Raw genomic sequence first — 22,972 nt, 5'->3', positions numbered from 1 at the left:
GGCTATGCGACGTATTGCAGTGATGGGCGCGGCTGGGCGGATGGGCAAGACCCTGATCGAAGCCGTGCAGCAAACCCCGGGTGCCGGGCTGACGGCGGCGATCGACCGCCCGGACAGCTCGCTGGTCGGTGCGGATGCCGGTGAGTTGGCGGCGCTCGGTCGGATCGGCGTGCTGTTGTCGGATGACCTGGCCAAGGTTGCCGACGAATTCGACGTGCTGATCGACTTCACTCACCCTTCGGTGACCCTGAAGAACCTGGCGTTTTGCCGCAAGCATGGCAAGGCGATGATCATCGGCACCACCGGTTTCACCAGCGAGGAGAAGCAGTTGCTGGCCGAGGCAGGCAAGGACATCCCGATCGTCTTCGCCGCCAACTTCAGCGTAGGCGTCAACCTCAGCCTGAAGTTGCTGGACATGGCGGCGCGTGTGCTGGGCGATGATGTCGACATCGAGATCATCGAGGCGCACCACCGCCACAAGGTCGACGCGCCGTCAGGCACTGCGCTGCGCATGGGTGAGGTGGTTGCCAATGCCCTGGGCCGTGATCTTCAAGAAGTGGCGGTGTATGGTCGTGAGGGCCAGACGGGCGCGCGTGATCGCCAGACCATCGGTTTTGCCACCGTGCGTGCCGGCGATGTGGTCGGTGACCACACCGTATTGTTCGCCGCTGAAGGTGAGCGCCTGGAAATCACCCACAAGGCTTCCAGCCGCATGACCTTCGCCAAGGGTGCGGTGCGTGCCGCGCTGTGGCTGGATGGGCGCGAGGCGGGCTTGTACGACATGCAGGATGTGCTGGAGCTGCGTTAAGCCGTTCCCTCGGGGTACATGTGATCCCTGGTAGGAGCGGCCTTGTGTCGCGAAAGGACTGCGCAGCAGTCCCAGCTTTCTGCGGCGCTGCCGAGGTCCCTGGGGCCGCTGCGCGACCCTTTCGCGACACAAGGCCGCTCCTACACGCGTGTGCATTGCCCAAGAAGGTCAGTCTGTCGCAATCATGTGTTTTAGAGGCACATTTGCGGTAGACCAAAAAAGCACTTTTCTGTAAGCTACAGCTTTAGTGTGTCCACTAAAAGCGCGCAGCGAATTGAATTCAGCACATAGAAGCGGGGTGACGTGTCCATACGTCACTCCGCTTTTTTGCAACCTGCGATCGCCCTTTCATGCTTGATTTACGGGAGGTCTTCTTGACAAAGCCAGCCATACTCGCCCTTGCCGACGGCAGTATTTTTCGCGGTGAAGCCATCGGAGCCGACGGTCAGACCGTTGGTGAGGTGGTGTTCAACACCGCTATGACCGGCTACCAGGAAATCCTTACAGACCCTTCCTACGCGCAGCAAATCGTTACTCTGACCTACCCGCACATTGGCAACACCGGTACCACTCCGGAAGACGCCGAGTCGAACCGTGTCTGGTCCGCCGGCCTGGTCATCCGTGACCTGCCGCTGCTGGCCAGCAACTGGCGTAACACCCAGTCGCTGCCTGACTACCTCAAGGCCAACAATGTCGTTGCCATCGCCGGCATCGACACCCGTCGCCTGACCCGTATCCTGCGTGAAAAGGGCGCTCAGAACGGCTGCATCCTCGCCGGTGACAACATCAGCGAAGAAGCCGCCATCGCCGCTGCCCGCGCCTTCCCGGGCCTCAAGGGCATGGACCTGGCCAAGGTCGTTTCCACCAAGGAGCGTTACGAGTGGCGCTCCAGCGTGTGGGAGCTGAAAACCGACAGCCACCCGACCCTGGAAGCTTCCGAGCTGCCGTACCACGTTGTTGCCTTCGACTACGGCGTCAAGCTGAACATCCTGCGCATGCTGGTCGCCCGTGGCTGCCGCGTGACCGTGGTGCCTGCCCAGACCCCGGCCAGCGAAGTGCTCGCGCTCAACCCCGATGGTGTGTTCCTGTCCAACGGCCCTGGTGATCCGGAGCCATGCGACTACGCGATCCAGGCGATCAAAGAGATCCTCGACACCGATATTCCGGTGTTCGGCATCTGCCTGGGCCACCAGCTGCTGGCGCTGGCCTCTGGCGCCAAGACCGTGAAAATGGGCCACGGTCACCATGGTGCCAACCACCCGGTCCAGGACCTGGACACCGGCGTGGTGATGATCACCAGCCAGAACCACGGTTTCGCCGTAGACGAAGCCACCCTGCCGGGTAACGTCCGCGCCATCCACAAGTCGCTGTTCGACGGCACCCTGCAGGGTATCGAGCGTACCGACAAGAGCGCGTTCAGCTTCCAGGGCCACCCTGAAGCGAGCCCGGGCCCGACCGACGTCGCGCCACTGTTCGATCGTTTCACCGATGCCATGGCCAAGCGCCGCTGAGCATCCTGCTTCAAGGCCCCGGGCCGGCACCTGCCGCGCCCGGAAGCGCCTGACCCAGATTGTTCAAAGCGGCTTGCCGACTGACCCCGGATTTGAGTGACCACCATGCCAAAACGTACAGACATCAAAAGCATCCTGATTCTCGGCGCTGGCCCGATCGTGATCGGCCAGGCCTGCGAATTCGACTACTCCGGCGCCCAGGCCTGTAAAGCCCTGCGCGAGGAAGGTTTCCGCGTCATCCTGGTGAACTCCAACCCAGCCACCATCATGACCGACCCGGCCATGGCCGACGCCACCTACATCGAGCCGATCAAGTGGCAGTCGGTGGCCAAGATCATCGAAAAAGAGCGCCCGGACGCCGTATTGCCGACCATGGGTGGCCAGACCGCACTGAACTGCGCCCTGGACCTGGAGCGCCACGGCGTTCTGGAGAAGTTCGGCGTAGAGATGATCGGTGCCAACGCCGACACCATCGACAAGGCCGAAGACCGTTCGCGCTTCGACAAGGCCATGAAGGATATCGGCCTGGAGTGCCCGCGCTCCGGTATCGCCCACAGCATGGAAGAGGCCAATGCGGTCCTTGAGAAGCTTGGCTTCCCATGCATCATCCGCCCGTCGTTCACCATGGGTGGCACAGGCGGTGGTATCGCTTACAACCGTGAAGAGTTCGAAGAAATCTGCACCCGTGGTCTGGACCTGTCGCCGACCAAAGAGCTGCTGATCGACGAATCGCTGATCGGCTGGAAAGAGTACGAGATGGAAGTGGTCCGCGACAAAAAGGACAACTGCATCATCGTCTGCTCGATCGAAAACTTCGACCCGATGGGCGTGCACACCGGTGACTCGATCACCGTTGCTCCGGCGCAGACCCTGACCGACAAGGAATACCAGATCATGCGCAACGCCTCGCTGGCGGTGCTGCGTGAAATTGGCGTTGAAACCGGCGGTTCCAACGTGCAGTTCGGTATCTGCCCGAACACCGGCCGCATGGTCGTGATCGAGATGAACCCGCGTGTTTCGCGTTCCTCGGCGCTGGCTTCCAAGGCAACTGGCTTCCCGATCGCCAAGATCGCCGCCAAGCTGGCCATTGGTTACACCCTGGACGAACTGCAGAACGACATCACTGGCGGCCGTACCCCGGCGTCCTTCGAGCCGTCGATCGACTACGTCGTCACCAAGCTGCCACGCTTCGCCTTCGAGAAATTCCCGAAAGCCGACGCCCGCCTGACCACCCAGATGAAGTCCGTGGGTGAAGTCATGGCCATCGGCCGTACCTTCCAGGAATCCCTGCAGAAAGCCCTGCGTGGCCTGGAAGTCGGTGCTTGCGGTCTCGACCCTAAAGTCGACCTGGCCAGCCCGGAAGCCGCCGGCATCCTCAAGCGCGAGCTGACCGTGCCGGGCGCCGAGCGCATCTGGTACGTGGCTGACGCCATGCGTTCGGGTATGACCTGCGAAGAGATCTTCGCCCTGACCGGCATCGACATGTGGTTCCTGGTTCAGATGGAAGACCTGATCAAGGAAGAAGAGAAGGTCAAGACCCTGGCCCTGTCGGCGATCGACAAGGACTACATGCTGCGCCTCAAGCGCAAGGGCTTCTCGGACCAGCGTCTGGCCAAGCTGCTCGGCATCACCGACAAGAACCTGCGCCGTCACCGCCACAAGCTGGAAGTGTTCCCGGTGTACAAGCGCGTCGACACCTGCGCTGCCGAGTTCGCCACCGACACCGCCTACCTGTACTCCACCTACGAGGAAGAGTGCGAGGCCAACCCGTCGACCCGCGACAAGATCATGATTCTGGGTGGCGGCCCTAACCGTATCGGCCAAGGCATCGAGTTCGACTATTGCTGCGTACACGCGGCACTGGCACTGCGTGAAGACGGTTACGAGACCATCATGGTCAACTGCAACCCGGAAACCGTCTCCACCGACTACGATACCTCCGACCGCCTGTACTTCGAGCCGTTGACCCTGGAAGACGTGCTGGAAGTCTGCCGCGTCGAGAAGCCAAAGGGTGTCATCGTCCACTACGGCGGCCAGACCCCGCTGAAACTGGCTCGCGCCCTGGAAGAGGCCGGCGTACCGATCATCGGTACCAGCCCGGACGCGATCGACCGTGCCGAAGACCGTGAGCGCTTCCAGCAGATGGTTCAGCGCCTGAACCTGCTGCAGCCGCCAAACGCTACCGTGCGCAGCGAAGAAGAAGCCATCCGTGCTGCGGGCGGTATCGGTTACCCGCTGGTGGTGCGCCCGTCCTATGTACTGGGCGGCCGCGCGATGGAGATCGTCTACGAACTGGACGAGCTCAAGCGCTACCTGCGTGAAGCCGTGCAAGTGTCCAACGACAGCCCGGTACTGCTGGACCACTTCCTCAACTGCGCCATCGAGATGGACGTGGATGCGGTCTGTGACGGCACCGACGTGGTGATCGGCGCGATCATGCAGCACATCGAACAGGCCGGCGTTCACTCCGGTGACTCGGCGTGCTCGCTGCCGCCGTACTCGCTGAGCAAGGACGTGCAGGACCAGGTTCGCGACCAGGTGCGCAAGATGGCCCTGGAGCTGGGCGTGGTTGGCCTGATGAACGTGCAGCTGGCCTTGCAGGGCGACAAGATCTACGTGATTGAAGTCAACCCGCGCGCCTCGCGTACCGTGCCGTTCGTGTCCAAGTGCATCGGCACTTCCCTGGCGATGATCGCTGCCCGCGTCATGGCTGGCAAAACCCTGAAAGAGCTGGGCTTCACCCAGGAAATCATCCCGAACTTCTATAGCGTCAAGGAAGCCGTCTTCCCGTTCGCCAAGTTCCCGGGGGTTGACCCAATCCTCGGCCCTGAGATGAAATCGACCGGTGAAGTCATGGGTGTCGGTGACAGCTTCGGTGAAGCGTTCGCCAAGGCTCAGATGGGTGCCAGCGAAGTGCTGCCAACTGGCGGTACCGCGTTCATCAGCGTACGTGACGACGACAAGCCGCAAGTGGCTGGCGTTGCCCGTGACCTGATCGCCCTGGGCTTCGAAGTGGTCGCTACTGCAGGCACCGCCAAGGTCATCGAGGCGGCCGGCCTGAAAGTGCGCCGCGTGAACAAGGTGACCGAAGGCCGTCCGCACGTGGTCGACATGATCAAGAACGACGAAGTGTCGTTGATCATCAACACCACCGAAGGCCGTCAGTCGATTGCCGATTCCTATTCGATTCGTCGCAATGCGTTGCAGCACAAGATTTACTGCACCACGACCATTGCGGCTGGTGAAGCCATCTGCGAAGCGCTGAAATTCGGCCCTGAAAAGACCGTTCGTCGCTTGCAGGATCTGCATGCAGGACTTAAAGCATGAGCATTACCAAGTATCCGATGACCGTCCAGGGCGCTCGCGCCCTGGAAGAGGAGCACCTGTTCCTGAGCAAGACCGAGCGCCCGCGCCTGAGCCAGGCCATTGGCGAAGCGCGCGAACTGGGCGACCTCAAGGAAAATGCCGAATACCATGCCGCCCGTGAGGAGCAGGGCATGGTCGAGGCGCGTATCCGCGACATCGAAGGCCGTCTGCAGAACTCGGTAGTGATCGACGTGACCACTATCCCTCACACCGGCAAAGTGATTTTCGGCACCACTGTGGTGCTGGCCAACACTGAAACCGATGAAGAGGTGAGCTACCAGATCGTTGGTGAGGATGAAGCCGACGTGAAGCAAGGCAAGCTCTCGAGCGGCGCACCGATCGCCCGTGCCATCATCGGCAAGGAAGAAGGTGATACTGTCGTCGTCAAGACGCCAAGCGGCTCGGTCGAGTACGAGATTGTCGAAGTCAAGCACATCTGACCGGCGCCTGCGGGCGCCATCCCTTGAGGGGATCCTCTGGCAACTGGCCCAGGTTTTCTGGGTCGGTGGCCTTTGGGTGTTCCATGTTGGGCTGGTGCCTGCGCTCAAGGTCAGTGGCCTGGCACCTTTGCTGGTACAGGATATCGCCGGGCAGATTGACCGTTGGTTGATTGGCGTGGCGTTGCTCGGGCTGCTGACGCAGCTGGCAGTACTGGCGAGGGTCGATGGCCTGGCGGCCTGGTGGCGGCAATTTCGTGGCCAGATGCTGTTGCTCGGCTTTGCGGCCTGCGTGGGGTACTACACCTTGCGCTATGGCATCTCGGTCGGCGAGCGCTGGCAGATGTTCTGTTTTCTGGTTCTGGGTTTTTCCGGCATCGTGCTGGTGGCTCAACCGGTACCGGTCAGGGCGCGCCAAGCGCGCCACTGATCGGCGCCACCGTTACTTGTAGCGGTGGATGTTGGACAGCTGTTTGTTCGGCTGTGGGTTCTTGCGGTAGATCAGCGCTTTCTTGCCGATGGTCTGCACCAGCTCGGCGCGGCCGGCCTTGCACAGCTCTGCGATGGTTTCGGCGCGCTCTTCGCGATCTTCCGAGCGAATTTCGACCTTGATCAGCTCGTGGTCGACCAGTGCGCGCTCCAGTTCGGCGATCACGCCTTCATTCAAACCGTTGCCAGCAACGATCAGGACCGGTTTCAGGTCATGACCAATGGATTTGTATTGCTTCTTCTGCTCGTTATTGAGCGGCATAATCTGACCCTTTCCGTCTGATTCTGTAAAATTGACGGGCATTTTACCCGAGGGCCTGTGGCTCCGCCCAGTCAAACACGACGCATATCATCGAGGTGCCCCGTGGTACAACGTTCCAAAAGCAGCGCTAACTGGCTGCGAGAGCATTTTAACGACCCTTTTGTTAAGCAGGCGCAGAAGGATGGCTACCGCTCGCGTGCGAGCTACAAACTGCTTGAGATCCAGGAGAAAGACCGCCTGATCCGCCCAGGCATGAGCGTGATCGACCTGGGCGCGGCGCCGGGTGGCTGGTCGCAGGTGACCAGTCGTCTGATTGGTGGCCAGGGCCGTCTGATCGCTTCGGACATTCTGGAAATGGACTCGATCCCGGACGTTACCTTCATTCAGGGCGACTTCACCCAGGATGAGGTCCTGCAGCAGATCCTCGATGCGGTCGGTGATTCGCACGTAGACCTTGTGATTTCCGACATGGCCCCCAATATGAGTGGTACGCCTGAGGTGGACATGCCGCGCGCCATGTTCCTCTGTGAGTTGGCCCTGGACCTGGCAACCCGTGTGCTCAAGCCCGGCGGTGATTTTCTGATCAAGATTTTCCAGGGCGAAGGCTTTGACATGTACCTGAAGGATGTGCGCACCAAGTTCGACAAGGTGCAGATGCGCAAGCCGTCCTCTTCACGGGATCGCTCGCGTGAACAGTACCTGTTGGGTAAGGGTTTCAAGGGCGCTTGAATGGCGTGCTGCGGGGTGGTCGATAGTTATTTCCAATCGGCCGCCCCGTCTGGATTGTCCGAACTTCGTGTAGTCTAGATTTCACAAAGGGTTACAGACGGTGCCTGCGGTTGCGTAGGTAATGTAGTAAGTTAGGGCGATGAATATCATGCGAGGCACGGCTGCGTCGTGCGCCGGCCTCAGAGGGTAGCGAATTGAACGACATGGCAAAGAATCTGATCCTGTGGTTGATCATCGCAGCTGTCCTGGTGACAGTGATGAACAACTTCTCCAGCCCTAACGAGCCGCAGACCCTCAACTACTCCGACTTCATCCAGCAGGTCAAGGATGGCAAGGTCGAGCGTGTGACCGTCGACGGCTACATCATTACCGGCAAGCGCGCCGACGGCGACAGCTTCAAGACCGTTCGCCCGGCCATTACCGATAACGGCCTGATCGGCGACTTGGTCGACAATAACGTGGTCGTCGAAGGCAAGCAGCCCGAGCAGCAGAGCATCTGGACTCAGCTGCTGGTGGCGAGCTTCCCGATCCTGGTGATCATTGCCGTGTTCATGTTCTTCATGCGCCAGATGCAGGGCGGTGCAGGCGGCAAGGGCGGGCCGATGAGCTTCGGCAAGAGCAAGGCGCGCCTGCTTTCCGAAGACCAGGTCAAGACCACTTTGGCTGACGTTGCAGGTTGCGACGAGGCCAAGGAAGAAGTCGGCGAGCTGGTCGAGTTCCTGCGCGACCCGGGCAAGTTCCAGCGTCTGGGTGGCCGCATCCCGCGTGGCGTGCTGATGGTCGGCCCGCCGGGTACCGGTAAGACCTTGCTGGCCAAGGCGATTGCCGGCGAAGCCAAGGTGCCTTTCTTCACCATTTCCGGTTCGGACTTCGTCGAGATGTTCGTCGGTGTGGGTGCCAGCCGTGTGCGCGACATGTTCGAGCAGGCCAAAAAGCACGCCCCATGCATTATCTTCATCGACGAGATCGACGCCGTTGGTCGCCACCGTGGCGCCGGCATGGGCGGTGGTCACGACGAGCGTGAACAGACCCTCAACCAGTTGCTGGTCGAGATGGACGGCTTTGAAATGAACGATGGCATCATCGTCATTGCCGCCACCAACCGTCCGGACGTACTGGACCCGGCTCTGCTGCGTCCTGGCCGCTTCGACCGCCAGGTGGTGGTCGGCCTGCCAGACATCCGTGGTCGTGAGCAGATCCTCAAGGTTCACATGCGCAAGGTTCCGATCGGCGAGAACGTCAACCCTGCAGTCATTGCCCGTGGTACACCAGGCTTCTCCGGTGCTGACCTTGCCAACCTGGTCAACGAAGCTTCGCTGTTCGCTGCGCGCTCCAACAAGCGCCTGGTCGAGATGAAAGAGTTCGAACTGGCCAAAGACAAGATCATGATGGGCGCCGAGCGCAAGACCATGGTCATGTCCGAGAAGGAAAAACAGAACACCGCTTACCACGAGGCCGGTCACGCCATCGTTGGTCGCCTGGTGCCTGAGCATGACCCGGTTTACAAGGTCTCGATCATCCCGCGCGGTCGCGCCCTGGGTGTGACCATGTTCCTGCCCGAGGAAGACCGTTACAGCCTGTCCAAGCGTGCTCTGATCAGCCAGATCTGCTCGCTGTACGGTGGCCGTATCGCCGAGGAAATGACCTTGGGCTTCGACGGTGTTACCACCGGTGCCTCGAACGACATCATGCGTGCCAGCCAGATTGCCCGGAACATGGTCACCAAGTGGGGCCTGTCCGAGAAGCTCGGCCCGCTGATGTATGCCGAAGAAGAGGGCGAGGTTTTCCTCGGCCGCAGCGCCGGCAGCCAGCACGCCAGTGTTTCTGGCGAAACGGCCAAGCTGATCGACTCGGAAGTGCGCAGCATCATCGACCAGTGCTACGCCACTGCCAAACAGCTGTTGACCGACAACCGCGACAAGCTCGATGCCATGGCCGAAGCGCTGATGAAGTACGAGACCATCGACGCCGACCAGATCGACGACATCATGTCCGGTCGTACGCCTCGCGAACCGCGTGACTGGGATGACGACAAGACTTCGGGCACGCCTGCTGCCCAGAATGATCGCCCTGAATCGCCGATCGGCGGCCCAGCGGCTCAACACTAAGGGCATCTATGAGCTCTAAGCTGTACCCGACCCGGTTGCCTTGCGGCAACCGGGTTCTTGATTTGTCCCGTACCCATGTCATGGGTATCCTCAATATCACCCCCGATTCCTTCTCTGATGGCGGGCGCTTCAGTCAGCGCGACGAGGCCCTGCGTCATGCAGAAGCCATGGTTGCGGCGGGCGCGACGCTGATCGACATCGGCGGCGAATCGACGCGCCCCGGCGCCCGTGCGGTCTCGGTGACCGAGGAGCTCGAGCGTGTGGCGCCGATGGTCGAGGCAATCAACAGTCGCCTTGATGTGGTCATTTCGGTCGATACCTCAACGCCTGCCGTCATGCGTGAGTCAGCTCGCCTCGGTGCTGGCCTGATCAACGACGTGCGTGCGCTGGAGCGTGATGGCGCCCTCGATGCCGCTGCAGATACCGGGCTGCCGGTGTGCCTGATGCACATGCGCGGCGAGCCGGGGAACATGCAGGACGACCCGCATTACGAGGATGTGACCGCCGATGTAACGCGCTATCTTGAACAGCGGATGGCGGCTTGCGCAGCAGCGGGTATCGGTGCCGAACGCATCATCCTCGACCCGGGTTTCGGGTTCGCCAAGACACTGGCGCATAACCTGAGCCTGTTCAAGCATATGGAAGCACTTTACAGTCTCGGGCGCCCGTTGCTGGTGGGTGTTTCACGCAAGAGCATGATCGGCCTGACGCTGGATCGTCCGGTTGGTGAGCGGCTGTACGGCAGCCTGGCGCTGGCGGCCTTGGCCATGACCAAGGGGGCCAGCATTCTGCGCGTCCATGATGTGGCCGAGACCGCCGATGTGGTGCGCATGATTGCTGCGGTACAGAACGCCGAATAAGAACATTGGAGTCCCTATGAGCAGAAAATACTTTGGTACCGACGGCATCCGTGGCCGCGTCGGCGAATACCCGATCACCCCTGACTTCATGCTGAAGCTGGGCTGGGCGGCGGGCATGGCCTTCCGCAAGCAGGGTAACTGCCGCGTGTTGGTGGGCAAGGACACGCGCATTTCCGGTTACATGTTCGAGTCCGCGCTCGAGGCGGGCCTTTCTGCTGCAGGTGCTGACGTCTTGCTGCTCGGGCCGATGCCTACCCCGGCCATCGCCTACCTGACCCGTACCTTCCATGCTGAAGCGGGTATCGTCATCAGTGCTTCGCACAACCCGCACGATGACAACGGTATCAAGTTCTTCTCAGGCCAGGGCACCAAGCTGCCCGACGAAATCGAGCTGATGATCGAGGAGCTTCTTGACCAGCCGATGACGGTGGTCGGCTCGAGCAAGTTGGGCAAGGTCTCGCGCATCAACGATGCCGCTGGCCGCTACATCGAGTTTTGCAAGAGCAGTGTGCCGTCCAGCACCGGCTTCGAAGGGCTCAAGCTGGTCGTCGACTGCGCCCATGGCGCCACCTACAAAGTCGCGCCGAGCGTGTTCCGTGAGCTGGGTGCCGAAGTGACGGTGCTGCATGCGCAGCCTGACGGCCTGAACATCAACGAAAGCTGCGGCTCGACCCACATCGAGTCGCTGCAGGCGGCAGTGCTGGTCGGTCACGCCGACTTGGGCATTGCCTTCGACGGTGATGGTGACCGGGTGTTGATGGTCGATCATACCGGCGCGATCGTCGATGGCGACGAGCTGCTGTTCATCATCGCCCGGGACCTGCACGAGCGGGGCAAGCTGCAGGGCGGGGTGGTCGGTACGCTGATGAGTAACCTGGGCCTGGAGCTTGCACTCAAGGACCTGGACATTCCTTTCGTGCGGGCCAAGGTTGGCGACCGTTACGTCATGGCCGAGCTGCTGGAGCGCGGCTGGCTGGTGGGGGGTGAAAACTCCGGGCATGTCGTGTGCTGCAACCACACCACCACCGGTGATGCGATCATTGCCGCACTGCAGGTACTGCTGGCGCTCAAGCGCCGCGGCGAGACCCTGGCGCAGGCTCGCCAGGCCTTGCGCAAGTGCCCGCAGGTGTTGATCAATGTGCGCTTCGGCGCCAGCAAGGTCGACCCCCTGGAGCATCCGGCTGTCAAGGAGGCCAGTGCCAAGGTTACCGAGGACATGGCAGGGCGTGGGCGTGTGCTGTTGCGCAAGTCGGGCACCGAGCCGTTGGTGCGGGTGATGGTTGAAGGTGACGATGAAAGCCAGGTGCGCACGCATGCCGAAGCCCTGGCCAAACTGGTCGCTGAAGTTTGTGTCTGAATTGGGCTTGCCAGCGCAGATCTGGTTGGGTAAGATCTGCGCCCACTTTGACCGACGAGGTAAAGCATGCGTCGCCCCATGGTAGCTGGTAACTGGAAGATGCACGGTACCCGCGCCAGCGTCGCTGAGCTGACTCAGGGCTTGGGCAATATGCTCATTCCCGAAGGTATCGAAGTCGCGGTTTTTCCTCCCGCCCTGTTCATCAATGAAGTCATTGATGGCCTGAAAGGCAAAGGAATCATCGTTGGAGCACAGAATTCTGCAGTACAGCCCGAACAGGGTGCGCTGACTGGTGAAGTTGCACCGAGTCAGTTGGCTGAAGTGGGTTGCAAGTTGGTGTTGATTGGTCACTCCGAACGTCGCCAGGTTATCGGTGAAAGTGAAGAAGTGCTTAATCGCAAGTTTGCAGCTGCTCAGAAAAGTGGTTTGACGCCGGTGCTCTGCATAGGGGAAACTCTACAAGAGCGCGAAGCAGGCAAGACGCTTGAAGTTGTAGGGCGTCAACTAAGCAGTGTTATCGACGCGTTCGGTATTGCCGCTTTTGCCAATGCAGTAATTGCCTATGAGCCTGTATGGGCCATCGGTACAGGTTTGACGGCCTCGCCGCAGCAAGCTCAGGATGTGCATGCAGCCATCCGTAAGCAGTTGGCAGCGAAGGACGCCGAAGTTGCGCAGAATGTGCAGCTTCTCTACGGCGGTAGCGTGAAGGCGGCCAATGCGGCCGAACTGTTCGGCATGCCGGATATTGATGGGGGGCTCATTGGTGGAGCATCCCTGAACGCAGACGAATTCGGTGCAATTTGTCGCGCCGCAGGAAACTGAACAAATGCTGGAAACAGTCATCGTTGTTTTTCATCTGTTGGCAGCGCTGTCGCTTGTAGTGCTGGTGCTGTTGCAACAGGGTAAGGGTGCGGAAGCAGGTGCATCTTTCGGCGCAGGTGCTTCAAATACTGTGTTCGGAAGCCAAGGTTCTGCTACCTTCCTGAGTAAATTCACTGCTATACTTGCTGCCACTTTCTTTTTGACAGCACTTGGGTTAGGATACTTCGCCAAGCAACAAGCTCACCAGCTTGGTCAGGCGGGACTTCCGGATCCAGCGGTGTTGGAAGTAAAGCAGCCAAAGCCGGCAGTAAATGATGATGTACCGGTGCTCCAGGAGCAGAAGAGCGAAACCACCCCAGCGGGTGACGTACCTCCTCCAGCCGAAGAGCAGAAGTAACGGGTTTCAAGAAGTAATATTGCCGAGGTGGTGGAATTGGTAGACACGCAACCTTGAGGTGGTTGTGCCCATAGGGTGTAGGGGTTCGAGTCCCCTTCTCGGTACCAATTAAAGCTTGAGAGCCCGCTTTAGCGGGCTTTCTTGCAGGTGGAGGTTAGATTGACCCAGCGACGGGTTCAGTCTTATACTTTCGCCCCAGCTTTGTCGCGGGGTGGAGCAGCTTGGTAGCTCGTCGGGCTCATAACCCGAAGGTCGTTGGTTCAAATCCAGCCCCCGCAACCAGCTTCAGCGGAGCCCCTTTTCAGGGGCTTTTTGCTAGCCGAACAGTTTACGGCGTCGTTGTCCAACGGCGCTTTCAGGGATGGGCGCTTCGCCCATTTTTTATTTGCACAGCATGCACGAGGGGGTTCAGGTGTCGAGCAAGCTAGAACAGTTGCAGGCCTTGTTGGCCCCGGTGGTCGAGGGTCTGGGCTATCAATGCTGGGGGATCGAGTACGTTTCCCAGGGTAAGCATTCGGTATTGCGCATCTATATCGACAAGGAAGGCGGCATTCTGGTGGAGGACTGTGAAGCGGTCAGCCGTCAGGCCAGCGCCATTCTTGATGTGGAAGATCCGATCAGCAGTGAATATACCCTTGAGGTGTCCTCTCCAGGCATGGATCGCCCGCTGTTCACGCTGGAACAGTTTGCCTCGCATGCCGGCGAACAAGTGAAGATCAAGCTGCGTACGCCCTTCGAGGGTCGTCGTAACTTCCAGGGCCTTCTCCGCGGTGTGGAGGAGCAGGATGTGGTGGTCCAGGTGGACAGTCATGAGTTCCTGTTGCCGATCGACTCGATCGACAAGGCCAATATTATTCCCAGTTTTGACTGAGACGTGCCGGGCCCGGCGGACTATCCGGGCCCAATGGCTTGCGCAAGGCGAGGCGTACGATGAGCAAAGAAGTACTGCTGGTTGTTGAATCGGTATCCAACGAAAAAGGTGTACCGCCCGGCGTCATTTTCGAAGCGCTGGAAGTGGCCTTGGCTACTGCAACCAAAAAACGTTTTGAAGACGAAGTCGACCTGCGTGTGGAAATCAACCGCCACACCGGTAGCTACGAGACCTTCCGTCGCTGGACCGTGGTCGACGAAGCCGATCTGGACGATCCGGCAATCGAGACCTGGCTGGCCAAGATCCACGAGACTCACCCTGAAGCCAAGGTGGGTGACGTGATCGAGGAGAAGATCGAGTCCATCGAATTCGGTCGTATCGCCGCCCAGACCGCCAAGCAGGTCATCGTGCAGAAGGTCCGTGAGGCCGAGCGCGCCCAGGTGGTCGATGCCTACCGCGAACGCGTTGGCGAGATCATCTCCGGTACTGTCAAGAAGGTTACCCGCGACAACGTCATCGTCGACCTGGGCAACAACGCCGAGGCGCTGCTGGCTCGCGAAGACATCATTCCACGTGAGACCTTCCGGGTTGGCGTGCGCTTGCGTGCGCTGCTCAAGGAAATCCGCACCGAGAACCGCGGTCCGCAGCTGATCCTGTCGCGCACCGCGCCACAGATGCTGATCGAACTGTTCCGCATCGAAGTGCCGGAAATCGCAGAAGGCCTCATTGAAGTCATGGCCGCTTCCCGTGATCCGGGATCGCGTGCCAAGATCGCCGTCCGCTCCAAGGACAAGCGCATCGACCCGCAGGGTGCCTGTATCGGCATGCGCGGTTCGCGCGTCCAGGCCGTATCCGGCGAGCTGGGTGGCGAGCGTGTGGATATCGTCCTGTGGGACGAGAACCCGGCGCAATTTGTCATCAACGCCATGTCGCCGGCTGAAGTCGCGGCGATCATCGTTGACGAAGATGCCCATGCCATGGACATCGCCGTTGCCGAGGACAACCTGGCCCAGGCCATTGGCCGTGGTGGTCAGAACGTTCGCCTGGCCAGTCAGTTGACCGGCTGGACCCTGAACGTGATGACCGAGAAGGACATCCAGGCCAAGCAGCAGGCGGAAACCGGTGACATCCTGCGCAACTTCATCGAGGAGCTGGAAGTCGACGAGGAGCTGGCCCAAGTGCTGGTCGACGAAGGCTTTACCAGCCTTGAAGAAATTGCCTACGTACCGTTGGAGGAAATGCTCAACATCGATGGCTTTGACGAGGATATCGTCAATGAGCTCCGCGCTCGAGCCAAGGACCGTTTGTTGACCAAGGCCATCGCTACCGAAGAAAAACTGGCAGACGCCCATCCGGCCGAAGACCTGCTCTCCCTTGAGGGCATGGACAAGGACCTGGCGGCGGAACTGGCGGTGCGCGGCGTGGTTAACCGCGAAGACCTGGCCGAGCAGTCGATTGACGACCTGCTCGACATCGACGGCATCGACCAAGAGCGTGCCGGCAAGTTGATCATGGCCGCCCGAGCCCACTGGTTCGAGTAATTAGGCGCGGCCTGAGGAGAGAAGTGCATGACGCAAGTCACGGTGAAAGAACTGGCCCAAGAGGTCGAGGCACCGGTAGAGCGCCTGCTGCAGCAGATGCGTGAGGCAGGTCTGCCGCACACCGACGCCGGTCAGGTAGTGACCGACAATGAGAAGCAGACTCTGCTGACCCATTTGAAGAGCAGCCACAAGAGCAAGGCGGAAGAGCCGCGCAAGATTACCTTGCAGCGCAAGACCACCAGCACCCTGCGTGTCGCCGGTAGCAAAAGCATCAGCGTAGAAGTACGCAAGAAGAAAGTATTCGTTCAGCGCAGCCCTGAAGAGATTCAGGCTGAGCAGAAACGTGAGCAGGACGAGCGCCGTGCGGCTGAAAATGCCGCGCGTGACAAGGTCGACGCCGACGTTCGCCAGCGTAACGAAGAGCAGGCTCGTCGCCACGCGACCGCTACTGCTGCCGCTGCGCCGGCTGCCAAGGCCGAGCCGGCACCGGCTGCTGCTGCTCCGGCACCAGCACCGGCCGTCGCTAACGCCCCGGCTTCCGAAGACGCTGCAGCCCGTGCTGCCGAGCGCAAGAAGGACGAGACCCGTCGCAACGAAAGCCGTACTCGCGATGACGACCGTCGCCGTGGCGAGGCGCCACGTGTGTCGATCAAGGTCAAGGTGAAGGAGAAAGAAAAGGCTCCGACCCCTCGTGCCGCTCCGCGCACCACCGACGAAGAGAGCGATGGCGCTCGCCGTGGTCGTGGTGGCAAGGGCAAGCTGAAGAAGCGTAACCAGCATGGCTTCCAGAACCCGACCGGTCCGGTCATCCGTGACGTGACCATCGGCGAGACCATCACCGTCTCGGAGCTTGCGCAGCAGATGTCGGTCAAGGCCGCTGAAGTCGTCAAGTTCATGTTCAAGATGGGCACTCCGGTCACCATCAACCAGGTGCTCGACCAGGAAACCGCTCAGCTGATCGCAGAAGAGCTGGGCCACAAGGTCACCCTGGTCAGCGATACCGCCCTGGAAGATTCCCTGGCCGAATCGCTGAAGTTCGAAGGCCAGGCCGAGTCGCGTGCACCGGTCGTTACCGTCATGGGTCACGTTGACCATGGCAAGACCTCGCTGCTCGACTATATCCGTCGTGCCAAGGTTGCCGCTGGCGAAGCCGGTGGTATCACCCAGCACATCGGTGCCTACCACGTGGAAACCGACCGCGGCATGGTCACCTTCCTCGATACCCCAGGCCACGCTGCGTTCACTCAGATGCGTGCCCGTGGTGCCAAGGCGACCGACATCGTCATCCTGGTGGTGGCGGCGGACGATGGCGTGATGCCACAGACCCGTGAAGCCGTTCAGCATGCCAAGGCAGCTGGCGTCCCTCTGGTGGTTGCGGTGAACAAGATCGACAAGCCTGGTGCTGACCTCGATCGCATCCGTAACGAGCTGTCCGTCGAAGGCGTGACCTCCGAGGAATGGGGTGGTGACACGCCGTTCGTCAAGGTTTCGGCGAAGATGGGTACGGGCGTCGACGAACTGCTTGAAGCCGTATTGCTGCAGGCCGAAGTCCTCGAGTTGACGGCCACTCCGACCGCGCCTGGTCGTGGTGTGGTTGTCGAATCGCGCCTGGACAAGGGCCGCGGCCCGGTGGCGACCATCCTGGTTCAGGACGGTACCCTGCGTCAGGGCGACATGGTCCTGTGCGGCTCCAACTATGGCCGCGTGCGTGCCATGCTGGACGAGAACGGCAAGCCTGTTAAGGAAGCCGGCCCATCGATCCCGGTCGAAATCCTCGGCCTGGATGGCACTCCGGAAGCCGGTGACGAGCTGTCCGTGGTTGCCGACGAGAAGAAGGCCCGCGAGGTTGCACTGTTCCGTCAGGGCAAATACCGCGAGGTCAAGCTGGCCCGTGCTCACGCCGGCAAGCTGGAAAACATCTTCGAGACCATGGGTCAGGAAGAGAAGAAGACCCTCAACATCGTCCTCAAGACCGACGTGCGCGGTTCCCTGGAAGCACTTCAGGGTTCGCTCGGCGGCCTGGGCAACGACGAAGTTCAGGTTCGCGTGATCGGTGGCGGCGTCGGTGGTATCACCGAGAGCGATGCCAACCTGGCGCTGGCGTCCAATGCGGTGCTGTTCGGCTTCAACGTGCGTGCCGATGCCGGTGCGCGCAAGATCGTCGAGCAGGAAGGTCTGGATATGCGTTACTACAACGTGATCTACGACATCATCGAAGACGTCAAGAAGGCCCTGACCGGCATGCTCGGCAGCGATGTTCGCGAGAACATCCTGGGTGTGGCCGAAGTGCGTGACGTGTTCCGTTCGCCGAAGTTCGGCGCCATCGCTGGCTGTATGGTCATCGAGGGTACCGTGTACCGCAACCGTCCGATCCGCGTACTGCGCGACGACGTGGTCATCTTCGAAGGCGAGCTGGAATCGCTGCGTCGTTTCAAGGACGACGCTGCAGAAGTCCGTTCGGGCATGGAGTGCGGTATTGGCGTCAAGAGCTACAACGACGTCAAGGTCGGCGACAAGATCGAAGTCTTCGAGAAAGTCCAGGTTGCTCGTACCCTTTAAGGGCGAGCAGGGTGTCGGCCCCCGCCCCAGGGCGGTGGGCAGCCCCTCAGTAGGTAGCGCCCGGTCAGGCTTCAGCCTGACCGGGCGTTTGCCGCTTTAAGTTACAGGTAGCAAGAATGGCCAAAGAATACAGCCGTACCCAACGTATCGGTGATCAGATGCAGCGCGAGCTGGCAGAACTGATCCGCCGTGAAGTCAAGGACCCACGCGTCGGCCTGGTGACCATCACCGCCGTCGACGTCAGTCGCGACCTGGGCCATGCCAAGGTCTTCATCACTGTCATGGGTGAAGAAACGCCGGACGCAGTGCAGCAATCGCTCAAGGCGCTGAACAGCGCTGCCAGCTTCCTGCGCCTGCACCTGGGCCGCTCGATGCAGCTGCGCAGCGTGCCGCAGTTGCACTTCCATTTCGATGAGAGCGTCAGCCGTGGTGTCCACCTGTCGGCGCTGATCGAGCGTGCAGTGGCCGAAGACCGCCTGCACAAGGATACCGACGAGCAGGACACCAAGGAGTAACCGGTGGCCCAGGTCAAACGTATCCGCCGCAACGTCAGCGGCATCATCCTGCTCGACAAGCCACTGGGGTTCACCTCCAACGCCGCACTGCAGAAAGTGCGCTGGTTGCTCAACGCGGAAAAGGCCGGCCACACCGGCAGCCTCGACCCGTTGGCCACCGGCGTGCTGCCGCTGTGCTTCGGCGAAGCGACCAAGTTTTCGCAGTACCTGCTCGATTCCGACAAGGGCTACGAAACCGTCATGCAGCTGGGGCAGACTACCAATACTGCCGATGCTGAAGGCGAGGTCCTGCAAACCCGTGAAGTGACCGTTGGTCGTGCCGACATCGAGGCGCTACTGCCACGTTTTCGCGGCCCGATCAGCCAGATACCGCCGATGTACTCGGCGCTCAAGCGTGACGGTCAGCCGCTTTACAAGCTGGCACGTGCAGGAGAGGTAGTGGAGCGCGAGGCGCGTTCTGTTACTATTAACCGCTTGGAGTTGCTCGAGTGCGAAGGCACCCGTGCACGGCTGAGCGTAGGATGCAGCAAAGGCACCTATATCCGCACCCTGGTGGAGGATATCGGCGAGGCCCTCGGCTGTGGCGCCTATGTTGCCGAGCTGCGCAGGACCCACGCCGGGCCCTTCGAGCTGGCCCAGACCGTGACCCTCGAGGAACTCGAACAGGCCCACGCCGAAGGCGGCAACGAAGCGCTCGATCGCTTCCTCATGCCTTCGGACAGTGGCCTGCAGGACTGGCCGCTGATCGGCTTGTCCGAACACAGCGCGTTCTACTGGCTGCATGGCCAGGCGGTACGTGCTCCGGACGCGCCGCAATTTGGCATGGTCCGGGTACAGGATCACAATGGTCGTTTCATCGGTATCGGTGAAGTGAGCGAAGACGGGCGTATTGCGCCGCGTCGACTGATTCGGTCGGAATGATCGAAACCGCAGGCTTCGGCTCATGCTGTGGCCTGCGGATACAAGGGTGGCTGTCAGTAGGCACGGTCACACCTTTTTTATTAATACAGGGATTTGTCCCTGGCCTATTGGACCCGCTTGCGGGTTCCGTTATCAGGAGAAGCCACATGGCCCTCAGCGTTGAAGAAAAAGCTCAAATCGTTACCGACTTCCAGCAAGCTGCTGGTGACACTGGTAGCCCGGAAGTTCAGGTCGCTCTGCTGACCGCGAACATCAACAAGCTGCAAGGCCACTTCAAGGCCAACGGTAAAGACCACCACTCGCGTCGTGGCCTGATCCGCATGGTTAACCAGCGTCGTAAGCTGCTGGACTACCTGAAGGGCAAAGACACCACTCGTTACAGCGCCCTGATCGGTCGCCTGGGCCTGCGTCGCTAATAGCGGCCTGGTCAGTGGTGTGCATGGCGTGTCGCATGCTTCGCCAGCGCTGCTTGGCAGCGTTTGCGTCGGACACGCCACGCGTATCTTCGAGGTTGGCAGCCTGGCAACGCCGAGCGGTTTTTTCCGCTCGGCGCCAGGCTCCCAGCCTCGTGTTGTATCTGGACGGTCAATGGGGCCGATTCCCCGTTCTGCCCAAGAATTCGCAAGAAACCAGTTCCCCCAGAGCCACTGAAAAAAGGTAGGAAACCGTGAACCCGGTAATCAAGAAATTCCAGTTCGGTCAATCGACCGTTACTCTCGAAACGGGCCGCATTGCCCGTCAGGCAACCGGCGCCGTGCTGGTTACCGTCGACAACGATGTCACCGTGCTGGTGACCGTGGTCGGTGCCAAGCAGGCCGATCCAGGCAAGGGCTTCTTCCCTCTGTCGGTCCACTACCAGGAAAAGACCTACGCCGCCGGCAAGATCCCGGGTGGCTTCTTCAAGCGCGAAGGCCGTCCTTCCGAGAAAGAGACGCTGACCTCGCGCCTGATCGACCGTCCGATCCGCCCGCTGTTCCCTGAAGGCTTCATGAACGAAGTCCAGGTCGTCTGCACCGTGGTATCGACCAGCAAGAAGACCGATCCGGACATCGCTGCGATGATCGGTACCTCGGCTGCGCTGGCCATCTCCGGCATCCCGTTCGAAGGCCCGATCGGCGCTGCCCGTGTTGCCTTCCACGAAAGCACCGGCTACCTGCTGAACCCGACTTACGAGCAACTGGCTGCCTCGAGCCTGGACATGGTCGTTGCCGGTACTTCCGACGCCGTGCTGATGGTTGAGTCGGAAGCCCAAGAGCTGACCGAAGACCAGATGCTGGGCGCTGTACTGTTCGCCCACGACGAATTCCAGGCCGTTATCCAGGCTGTCAAAGAGCTGGCTGCCGAAGCTGCCAAGCCGACCTGGGACTGGAAACCTGCCGTTGCCAACACCGAGCTGTTCAACGCCATTCGCGCTGAATTCGGCGAAGCCGTTTCGCAGGGCTACACCATCACCGTCAAGGCCGACCGCTACGCGCGCCTGGGCGAGCTGCGCGACCAGGCGATCGCCAAGTTCTCCGGTGAAGAAGGCCAGCCATCGGCCAGCGAAGTAAAAGAAATCTTCGGTGAGATCGAATACCGCACCGTTCGCGAAAACATCGTCAACGGCAAGCCGCGTATCGATGGTCGTGACACCAAGACCGTTCGCCCGCTGAACATCGAAGTCGGCGTTCTGCCGAAGACGCACGGTTCGGCACTGTTCACCCGTGGTGAAACCCAGGCCCTGGTCGTCGCGACCCTGGGTACTGCCCGTGACGCCCAGCTGCTGGACACCCTCGAAGGCGAGAAGAAAGACCCCTTCATGCTGCACTACAACTTCCCGCCGTTCTCGGTGGGCGAGTGTGGTCGCATGGGCGGTGCTGGCCGTCGTGAAATCGGTCACGGCCGCCTGGCCCGCCGTTCGGTACAGGCCATGCTGCCTGCCGCTGACGTGTTCCCGTACACCATCCGTGTTGTGTCGGAAATCACCGAGTCCAACGGTTCCAGCTCCATGGCGTCGGTCTGCGGTGCTTCCCTGGCACTGATGGATGCTGGTGTACCGATGAAGGCACCGGTGGCCGGTATCGCCATGGGCCTGGTCAAGGAAGGCGAGAAGTTCGCAGTCCTGACCGACATCCTGGGTGATGAAGACCACCTGGGCGACATGGACTTCAAGGTTGCCGGTACTGCTAAAGGCGTTACCGCACTGCAGATGGACATCAAGATCAACGGCATCACCGAAGAGATCATGGAAATCGCCCTGGGCCAGGCCCTGGAAGCGCGCCTGAACATCCTCGGCCAGATGAACCAGATCATTGGCCAGTCGCGTACCGAGCTGTCGGCCAACGCCCCGACCATGATCGCGATGAAGATCGACACCGACAAGATCCGTGACGTCATCGGTAAAGGCGGCGCCACCATCCGTGCCATCTGCGAAGAGACCAAAGCTTCGATCGATATCGAAGACGATGGCTCGATCAAGATCTTCGGCGAAACCAAAGAAGCTGCAGAAGCCGCGCGTCAGCGCGTTCTGGGCATCACCGCTGAAGCCGAGATCGGCAAGATCTACGTGGGCAAGGTCGAGCGTATCGTCGACTTCGGCGCCTTCGTCAACATCCTGCCTGGCAAGGACGGCCTGGTACACATCTCCATGCTCAGCGATGCACGCGTAGAGAAAGTGACCGATATTCTGAAAGAAGGTCAGGAAGTCGAAGTGCTGGTACTGGACGTGGACAACCGCGGCCGTATCAAGCTGTCGATCAAAGACGTTGCCGCGGCCAAGGCCTCGGGCGTCTAAGCGACCTGCAACGTTGTACAAAAAGGGCCCTTAGCGGGCCCTTTTTTATTGTCTGCACGGAACCTTTTGCACACTTGCATCTTGCACGCAGATTTACCTCGCAGGTTGCAATTTGCACGATTGGCGACTTGTTCTGATTTTATTAAGTTATTGATATTAAAGGAAAAATTTAAATATTAAAACCTGGCACAGCCCGTGCAACTACCTTCATACCTGCCGCCAGGACATACGGCGCAGACCTTTCGAAAAACAGGAGTGACTCACATGAAGAAGTTCGCCATTGCTGCCGCTACTGCTACCGCCCTGACCCTGACCATGGCTAATGGTGCGTTCGCCGCCGAGCCTGTCCAGGCTCCAGTCATGCTGGCTGCCAACGACACTGTGGACAACATGCAACAGGAAGGCTCCGACACTTGGATCACCACCAAAGTCAAAGCTGATCTGATGACTGAAAAAGGCGTTCCAGGCAGTGACATCAAAGTCGAAACCAGCCAAGGCGTCGTGTCGCTGTCTTCTGACGTGAAGGTCACCGATTCTCAGAAAGAAGAAGCGGTCCGCATTGCCAAGAACATCAAGGGCGTCAAGAGCGTCATGTCTGATGGTCTGAAGTCCGAATAAGGAATGTCCCGTCGGCCAAAGGATCTGG

20 protein-coding genes and 2 tRNA genes are annotated in these 22,972 nt (G+C 60.3%); 21 read left to right on the top strand and 1 reads right to left on the bottom strand.

What is annotated here, in order from left to right; all coding sequences use genetic code 11:
* The first annotated feature begins 4 nt into the window (after positions 1 to 4).
* From dapB to ACEWE8_RS20065, 5 genes are all read left to right on the top strand, one after another.
* Complete coding sequence (dapB, locus tag ACEWE8_RS20085; RefSeq protein WP_046788150.1) at positions 5 to 808, top strand: 4-hydroxy-tetrahydrodipicolinate reductase; 804 nt, start codon at positions 5 to 7, stop codon at positions 806 to 808.
* A 374-nt stretch (positions 809 to 1,182) separates the two neighbouring features.
* Entirely contained in the window at positions 1,183 to 2,319 is a 1,137-nt protein-coding gene (carA, locus tag ACEWE8_RS20080; protein ID WP_039602472.1) for a glutamine-hydrolyzing carbamoyl-phosphate synthase small subunit, read from the top strand.
* 105 nt (positions 2,320 to 2,424) lie between these two features.
* On the top strand, positions 2,425 to 5,646 hold the full coding sequence (gene carB, locus ACEWE8_RS20075) for a carbamoyl-phosphate synthase large subunit (protein WP_012312643.1): 3,222 nt from the start codon (positions 2,425 to 2,427) through the stop codon (positions 5,644 to 5,646).
* Entirely contained in the window at positions 5,643 to 6,125 is a 483-nt protein-coding gene (gene greA, locus ACEWE8_RS20070; RefSeq protein ID WP_012312644.1) for a transcription elongation factor GreA, read from the top strand. Before carB ends, greA begins: the two co-directional genes overlap by 4 nt.
* On the top strand, positions 6,103 to 6,552 hold the full coding sequence (locus ACEWE8_RS20065; protein ID WP_012312645.1) for a hypothetical protein: 450 nt from the start codon (positions 6,103 to 6,105) through the stop codon (positions 6,550 to 6,552). Before greA ends, ACEWE8_RS20065 begins: the two co-directional genes overlap by 23 nt.
* 12 nt (positions 6,553 to 6,564) lie before the next feature.
* On the opposite strand, the gene yhbY is transcribed toward ACEWE8_RS20065, so the two are convergent.
* Positions 6,565 to 6,873, bottom strand: coding sequence for a ribosome assembly RNA-binding protein YhbY (yhbY, locus tag ACEWE8_RS20060; protein ID WP_003249945.1), 309 nt, complete (start codon positions 6,871 to 6,873; stop codon positions 6,565 to 6,567).
* Positions 6,874 to 6,975: 102 nt separating this feature from the next.
* Here yhbY and rlmE point away from each other — a divergent pair, with 102 nt between their 5' ends.
* The 16 genes from rlmE to ACEWE8_RS19980 all read left to right on the top strand — a co-directional run bounded on the left by rlmE (position 6,976) and on the right by ACEWE8_RS19980 (position 22,944).
* Positions 6,976 to 7,602: a 23S rRNA (uridine(2552)-2'-O)-methyltransferase RlmE gene (gene rlmE / locus ACEWE8_RS20055; protein ID WP_012312646.1), complete on the top strand. Its 627-nt coding sequence runs from the start codon at positions 6,976 to 6,978 to the stop codon at positions 7,600 to 7,602.
* A 203-nt stretch (positions 7,603 to 7,805) separates the two neighbouring features.
* Positions 7,806 to 9,710 (top strand): ATP-dependent zinc metalloprotease FtsH, encoded by a 1,905-nt coding sequence (gene ftsH / locus ACEWE8_RS20050; RefSeq protein ID WP_012312647.1) that lies wholly within the window; start codon positions 7,806 to 7,808, stop codon positions 9,708 to 9,710.
* Positions 9,711 to 9,718: 8 nt separating this feature from the next.
* Positions 9,719 to 10,570, top strand: a complete 852-nt coding sequence (folP, locus tag ACEWE8_RS20045; protein ID WP_046788151.1) for a dihydropteroate synthase — start codon at positions 9,719 to 9,721, stop codon at positions 10,568 to 10,570.
* 16 nt (positions 10,571 to 10,586) lie between these two features.
* Positions 10,587 to 11,927, top strand: a complete 1,341-nt coding sequence (glmM, locus tag ACEWE8_RS20040) for a phosphoglucosamine mutase (protein ID WP_046788152.1) — start codon at positions 10,587 to 10,589, stop codon at positions 11,925 to 11,927.
* 66 nt (positions 11,928 to 11,993) lie between these two features.
* A complete protein-coding gene (tpiA, locus tag ACEWE8_RS20035) occupies positions 11,994 to 12,749 on the top strand; it encodes a triose-phosphate isomerase (protein WP_039603947.1) in 756 nt (251 codons plus the stop codon).
* A gap of 4 nt (positions 12,750 to 12,753) precedes the next feature.
* Positions 12,754 to 13,146 carry a preprotein translocase subunit SecG gene (gene secG / locus ACEWE8_RS20030; protein ID WP_012312651.1) on the top strand — a complete coding sequence of 131 codons (393 nt, stop codon included), beginning with the start codon at positions 12,754 to 12,756 and terminating at the stop codon, positions 13,144 to 13,146.
* A 21-nt stretch (positions 13,147 to 13,167) separates the two neighbouring features.
* A tRNA-Leu gene (locus ACEWE8_RS20025) sits at positions 13,168 to 13,253 on the top strand.
* Positions 13,254 to 13,351: 98 nt separating this feature from the next.
* Positions 13,352 to 13,428 (top strand) — tRNA-Met (locus tag ACEWE8_RS20020).
* A 130-nt stretch (positions 13,429 to 13,558) separates the two neighbouring features.
* Positions 13,559 to 14,017, top strand: coding sequence for a ribosome maturation factor RimP (gene rimP, locus ACEWE8_RS20015; RefSeq protein ID WP_042111874.1), 459 nt, complete (start codon positions 13,559 to 13,561; stop codon positions 14,015 to 14,017).
* A 59-nt stretch (positions 14,018 to 14,076) separates the two neighbouring features.
* The gene (nusA, locus tag ACEWE8_RS20010) at positions 14,077 to 15,558 is read left to right on the top strand and encodes a transcription termination factor NusA (protein WP_046788153.1); all 1,482 of its coding nucleotides are present in this window, start codon (positions 14,077 to 14,079) and stop codon (positions 15,556 to 15,558) included.
* 27 nt (positions 15,559 to 15,585) lie between these two features.
* Positions 15,586 to 18,117, top strand: a complete 2,532-nt coding sequence (gene infB / locus ACEWE8_RS20005) for a translation initiation factor IF-2 (protein WP_046788154.1) — start codon at positions 15,586 to 15,588, stop codon at positions 18,115 to 18,117.
* 116 nt (positions 18,118 to 18,233) lie between these two features.
* Positions 18,234 to 18,632: a 30S ribosome-binding factor RbfA gene (rbfA, locus tag ACEWE8_RS20000; protein WP_012312655.1), complete on the top strand. Its 399-nt coding sequence runs from the start codon at positions 18,234 to 18,236 to the stop codon at positions 18,630 to 18,632.
* 3 nt (positions 18,633 to 18,635) lie between these two features.
* Positions 18,636 to 19,553, top strand: coding sequence for a tRNA pseudouridine(55) synthase TruB (truB, locus tag ACEWE8_RS19995; RefSeq protein WP_046788155.1), 918 nt, complete (start codon positions 18,636 to 18,638; stop codon positions 19,551 to 19,553).
* Positions 19,554 to 19,699: 146 nt separating this feature from the next.
* The gene (gene rpsO / locus ACEWE8_RS19990) at positions 19,700 to 19,969 is read left to right on the top strand and encodes a 30S ribosomal protein S15 (protein ID WP_012274241.1); all 270 of its coding nucleotides are present in this window, start codon (positions 19,700 to 19,702) and stop codon (positions 19,967 to 19,969) included.
* 251 nt (positions 19,970 to 20,220) lie between these two features.
* Positions 20,221 to 22,326, top strand: coding sequence for a polyribonucleotide nucleotidyltransferase (pnp, locus tag ACEWE8_RS19985; RefSeq protein WP_046788156.1), 2,106 nt, complete (start codon positions 20,221 to 20,223; stop codon positions 22,324 to 22,326).
* Between the two features lie 264 nt (positions 22,327 to 22,590).
* Positions 22,591 to 22,944 carry a BON domain-containing protein gene (locus ACEWE8_RS19980; protein WP_039603841.1) on the top strand — a complete coding sequence of 118 codons (354 nt, stop codon included), beginning with the start codon at positions 22,591 to 22,593 and terminating at the stop codon, positions 22,942 to 22,944.
* The last annotated feature ends 28 nt before the right edge of the window (positions 22,945 to 22,972 follow it).

This window comes from Pseudomonas sp. TR47, assembly GCF_044143025.1.
Lineage (GTDB): Bacteria > Pseudomonadota > Gammaproteobacteria > Pseudomonadales > Pseudomonadaceae > Aquipseudomonas > Aquipseudomonas putida_E.
Note: the sequence above shows the minus strand (reverse complement) of the source record. Positions and strands in the feature narration are given on the sequence as shown.